This is a genomic window from Bradyrhizobium sp. (assembly GCF_004799445.1).
GTDB lineage: Bacteria > Pseudomonadota > Alphaproteobacteria > Rhizobiales > Xanthobacteraceae > Bradyrhizobium.
The window spans coordinates 1-3,801 of the sequence record NZ_SSNA01000078.1 but is presented as its reverse complement, the minus strand read 5'-3'; the positions used below and the strand labels follow the sequence as shown (position 1 = coordinate 3,801).

Below are 3,801 nucleotides of genomic sequence, written 5' to 3'. Positions count from 1 at the left end.
GGGTGGCGGCGGAATGGGTGGAATGGGCGGCATGGATTTCTAAATCAACCGTTCAGAGCACAACTAAGAAAGGCCCGGCAGCAATGCCGGGCCTTTTGCGTCAGCGAACGACGAAGCTGAAGCTGCCGCGGCTGCACAGATTTTCCGTGGAGTAGACAACAGGTGCTATCGCTTTTTCTTCTTCCCAAAAATGTCGTTCCAGTTGTCCTTGTAGGCTTTGGATACCGCCTTCTGACCCTCGCCCATACCTTGCTTTTTCGGTGTAGCGTCCGGTTTGTTTTCAGTCTTGGCGGGGGATTCCGGCTTAGCTTCGACAATCTTGCTCTCGGCGATCGGCTTTTTAAGGCGGAGTGTCTTTAACCTTATCAACTGACATTGTTTTCCTTATAGGCATATTTGCTCTCAAACCGCAGAACGCGTCCGCTAACGAAACAGGCTAGCAACCGTCTACCTATGTAAACAGATAGGAAATCTAGAACAACTCCTGAACGATGCGGGGAAACTGGCCTCGGCTCGAAGATTTTGCCCGCCACAGTCCCAGCACGCTCGGCACGTGCTTTTCTAGGCACCCGACACGATTCGAACGTGACCCTAGCCGCCTTCGAGGCGGCTAGGCCGATCGATGAGTTTTTCGTTAACCTCGTCTTTTATTTTTAGCGCTAGATTATCCCGCCTGAATTATAAGATAAATTCACTCCCAAGACTTGGGGCTCATGTCGTATACTTTTCTGCTCGATGAACTAGAAGTTGCTGTTAAAGTTGGCTCTCCCGAAAAACGGGAGGAGACGCTGATGCGTATTACCAGCTTATTCCTCGATGAGTCTGACCGTCTCAATGAGCAGCAAATCGGCGTGTTCGGCGACGTTCTGGTCCACCTGATTCAGAAGATCGAGACCAAGGCGCTCGTCCAACTCAGCAAGAGCCTAGCCCCAGTCAACAATGCCCCAATTGAAGTAATCCGCCATTTGTCGCGGCATGACAAGATCAAGATCGCGGGGCCAGTGCTAACCCAGTCGAATCGACTTACGGAAGGCGATCTGATCGAGGTTGCGAAATCTAAGGGTCAAGGTCACTTGCTGGCAATATCAGCACGGGCTTCTCTCCCCCAAGCTGTCACCGATGTGTTGGTCGAGCGCGGAGACGTGGAGGTGTGCCATGCGCTTGCAGGAAATTCCGGCGCGCAATTCTCGGAAGTCGGTTTTGCCACGCTTGTGAAAAAGTCTGATGGTGACGAAAGGCTTGCAGAAAGGCTTGGTCTTCGCCTCGACATCCCGTTTCAACTACTTCGGCGATTGCTGGCACATGCGACCGATCTGGTCCGATCGCGGTTGTTGGCGGCCGTATCGCCTGAGAATCAGGAGCAAATCCAGAGAGCGCTTGGGAGTATCGCAAACGAGTTAGGCCAAAAAGCAACTCGGCCCTGCGACTTTGCCCGCGCCGATAGTCTCGCTCACGAGCTCAACAGGTGCGGCCAGTTGACCGAGGCCGCGCTGGTTGAATTTGTAAAAGCGCACAAGCACGAAGAAACGACGGCTACACTTGCGCTATTTTCCGGAGTCAAGTCGGCGCTGATCGAACGCCTGCTTAAGAATATGAGCCATAAAGAGCTCGTTGTCGCCTGTAGGGCCGGCAACCTGACTTGGTCAACGGCCGCGCTCATCTTGAAATCCCCGTTTGCTTATCATTCGATTTCGCAGCAGGAGCTTAATGACGCCAGAGATGCCTTCCTTGAGTTGTCGCGGGCGGCGGCTCAAGAATCGATGCGATCTATGCAGGTTCAAGAGACAGCAAAAGCAGCTGGGTAATAGCGCGAAGTCCTTGGACCCGTTTCCCCACGCAAATGGCGGCCCAATCATTGGCGACACCCAGTTCTATCGCACGGGTCCAATGCCATCGCTGGCTGGCCTTCACTACGAGCAATATAAGATCTGATGCGCTGCCAATGAAACCTTCATTAGCGCCGTCCATTCGACGAAATCCGCCCGGCCACAGTCCCGGCACGCTCGGCACACGCTTTCCCGGCGCACCCGACAAGATTCGAACGTGCCTTTCCCCTCCACCCCGCAGGGCCGTTTCCGAGGTCCGACACTTATTACTCCTGCAGAATTACACCAGTCCTGCCGTCACCATCAGCTTTGCAAACTGATCGTCACTGATCTCGGTCTGGGCGACCAAGACGCTGCAGCGAAGATGCTTGACCAGGTAGGTGCCGACGGAGCCGAACAGCCAGCGCGCCAGCGGCCCGCTGGGACGATGGCCTACAACGACGAGATTTGCTCCTATCTCTTCGGCGACCCCGGCGATCTCCGGTCCAGGCGCTCCCATACCCAGCCGCGCCGTCGGTGAGAAGCCCATGGCCTCAAGCCGCTCCGCACCTTCCGCAAGGATCGCCTTATAAGTTTCAAACTGCTCGTCCATCGAGATCATGACGCCTACTTCCAAAGCGGCGACGCTGGAGGCAGTTTCTACAATGGCTAGCAGGAAGACTTCTGCGCCGCAAAGTTGCGCAAGCTTCGCACCCTCCCGCAATGCCCGCCTTCCTTCGATCGAGCCGTCGTAGGCGAGAAGAACTTTCTTATACATGAGGCGCCCCTCACCATTGGCCTGAACTGGCAAAGGCAGATTAGCACGTATCCTTCGGCCTACGGCCGGGTATTAGTCGGAGGCTAGATATCCTGGAAGGAATTGCCCGCCCATCCCTTGCTGCACGCCGCCCGCGAAATTCTAGTCTAGCCGTGGCAAGGCGAGCGGGTAGAACGGCGACTGGCAGCGGTGCTGGCGGCAGATGTCGCTGTTTATAGCCGACGCCAACAACTGATCCATATCTCGATCCCTATAATCGACCGCCGGGGCCCCGGCGGGCGAGGGTCGCGCAACGGCGCTAGCTGAGATAGACTATAGCGATGCAACTTTTGCACATCCTGCAATTATTGGTGTTAATGATGTTGGCGAACGGCACGCCGATCGTTGCGAAGAAGATTTTCGGCTCGCGTTTTTCGTTTCCACTGGATGCCGGAACTATATTTTTTGATGGGCGGCCGTTGTTTGGTCACTCGAAAACTATCCGCGGGACTGTGGTCTCGATCCTCGTCACCACCGCGAGTGCACCGCTAATCGGCCTGGACCTGACGATCGGCGCCACGGTAGCGGGCGCGGCAATGGCGGGCGATCTGTTCTCCAGTTTCGTGAAGCGCCGCCTAAACTTGCCGTCGAGCGGCCAGGCGCTCGGGCTCGATCAGGTGCCCGAATCCCTATTTCCTATGCTGGCATGCCGCGATGCACTTTCATTGACGATCGCAGACATAGCGCTTGGCGTCGGGATCTTTTTTATTGGCGCGCTAATTCTGTCCCGTCTTCTATTCCGGGCCCACCTGCGCGACGAACCATATTAGCGCGACGTTAGCCCGAATGAAGGCAATGCAGGGTGATTTCCGGCGGACAGTTGAAACGAACAGGAACGACGCTCGATCCAGCACCCACGGACGTGTAGCCAGTCATGTTGTGATACTTCCAAGCTCCCGCCCCCATCCGTCGAGGCAATACTGCGTCAAGTATAATCGGAATAGATCCTGGCAGACAGATCTGGCCACCATGCGTGTGTCCGCTCAGCAACAAATTGAAATTGGCATGAGCCGCCTGGCGATAGATTTCCGGCGTGTGGGACAATAATATGGAGAACTTGCCAGACGGTATCCGCGATGCAGCCTTTTCGATATTGTCGACCTTGAAGCAGTGCGCGTCATCGATTCCGGCTAGATAGATCTGCTGATCACCGCGCACGATCACCGCGCTCTCGTTGAG

Annotated in this window: 4 protein-coding genes and 1 pseudogene; 2 read left to right on the top strand and 3 right to left on the bottom strand. The window is 55.6% G+C overall.

The window, feature by feature from the left end:
• Positions 1-165: 165 nt before the first annotated feature.
• Positions 166-369, bottom strand: coding sequence for a hypothetical protein (locus E8A46_RS10590; RefSeq protein WP_291560267.1), 204 nt, complete (start codon positions 367-369; stop codon positions 166-168).
• Positions 370-791: 422 nt separating this feature from the next.
• On the opposite strand from E8A46_RS10590, the gene E8A46_RS10585 reads away from it, so the two are divergent.
• Positions 792-1,805, top strand: coding sequence for a DUF2336 domain-containing protein (locus E8A46_RS10585; RefSeq protein ID WP_291560266.1), 1,014 nt, complete (start codon positions 792-794; stop codon positions 1,803-1,805).
• A gap of 301 nt (positions 1,806-2,106) precedes the next feature.
• On the opposite strand, the gene E8A46_RS10580 is transcribed toward E8A46_RS10585, so the two are convergent.
• Positions 2,107-2,583 (bottom strand): universal stress protein, encoded by a 477-nt coding sequence (locus tag E8A46_RS10580; protein WP_291560264.1) that lies wholly within the window; start codon positions 2,581-2,583, stop codon positions 2,107-2,109.
• A gap of 320 nt (positions 2,584-2,903) precedes the next feature.
• Here E8A46_RS10580 and E8A46_RS10575 point away from each other — a divergent pair, with 320 nt between their 5' ends.
• Positions 2,904-3,392, top strand: a complete 489-nt coding sequence (locus tag E8A46_RS10575; protein ID WP_291560262.1) for a CDP-archaeol synthase — start codon at positions 2,904-2,906, stop codon at positions 3,390-3,392.
• A gap of 7 nt (positions 3,393-3,399) precedes the next feature.
• Here E8A46_RS10575 and E8A46_RS10570 read toward each other — a convergent pair.
• A pseudogene (locus E8A46_RS10570) lies at positions 3,400-3,801 on the bottom strand (metallophosphoesterase); the annotation flags it as partial.